Source organism: Microbacterium sp. AISO3 (genome assembly GCF_002204305.1).
In the GTDB taxonomy this organism is placed as follows: Bacteria; Actinomycetota; Actinomycetes; order Actinomycetales; family Microbacteriaceae; genus Microbacterium; species Microbacterium arborescens.
This window is the reverse complement of the sequence record NZ_NHRF01000034.1, coordinates 1-680: the sequence shown is the minus strand read 5'-3', so window position 1 is coordinate 680 and position 680 is coordinate 1. Positions and strand designations below refer to the sequence as shown.

2 protein-coding genes are annotated in these 680 nt (G+C 44.1%); both read left to right on the top strand.

Annotated elements, in window-relative coordinates; translation table 11 throughout:
• Positions 1 to 276: hypothetical protein (locus CBF90_RS18640; RefSeq protein ID WP_206669171.1), on the top strand; the 276-nt coding region annotated here is incomplete at its 5' end.
• A gap of 295 nt (positions 277 to 571) precedes the next feature.
• Positions 572 to 680 (top strand): excisionase (locus CBF90_RS16145; protein WP_033813937.1); only part of this gene is annotated, 109 nt, incomplete at its 3' end.

The window sequence follows — 680 nt, the reverse complement described above, 5'->3', positions numbered from 1 at the left end:
ATCAATGAGTTAGAGTCTGAGCAAAAAGATTGGGCGTTATCAATGTTGTGCAGATCCGGTGTCTTGTCTCCATGCAGACATCACGAAGGTGTTTATGTAGATGAAGGTATAGATATAGAGTCGGCATACAAATATTCCATGAAGGTTTATAAGTCTAATGAAGACAAATCCCCATTCTGCAATGTGCGAGAAATGACTGATACCGTGCAAAATTATTATCACGAGTACGGTGGAAACGATACTTGCCCTCTCTGTACAAAACATATAGATGATTAAACCCAATATTACATAACAATCCTCGCACTCGCGGGGATTTATTTTATCTGAACTCGCTACGGCGGGTTTTGTTTTATGGAGATGATAAATGCACTTCCGAGTCACAGGAGAATGGAATGGAGAGCCATTCAACAGAGTTATCGAAGCGGAGAACATCAACGACTGCTACGACCACTGGATGATATGGGCGCAGATAGCACATGCAGACGTAACCAATATTCGAATTGAAGAACTGAAAGAACACCAAGCCGCCTGATGGCGGTTTTTTCTTGCGTGTAATTGCGGAGACTTTGCGATGTACTTGACACTTCAGGAGTGGAACGCACGCCAGCGACGTCCAAGAAGCCTTGAAACAGTTCGTCGATGGGTTCGGGAATGCAGGATATTCCCACCTCCGGTTAAGG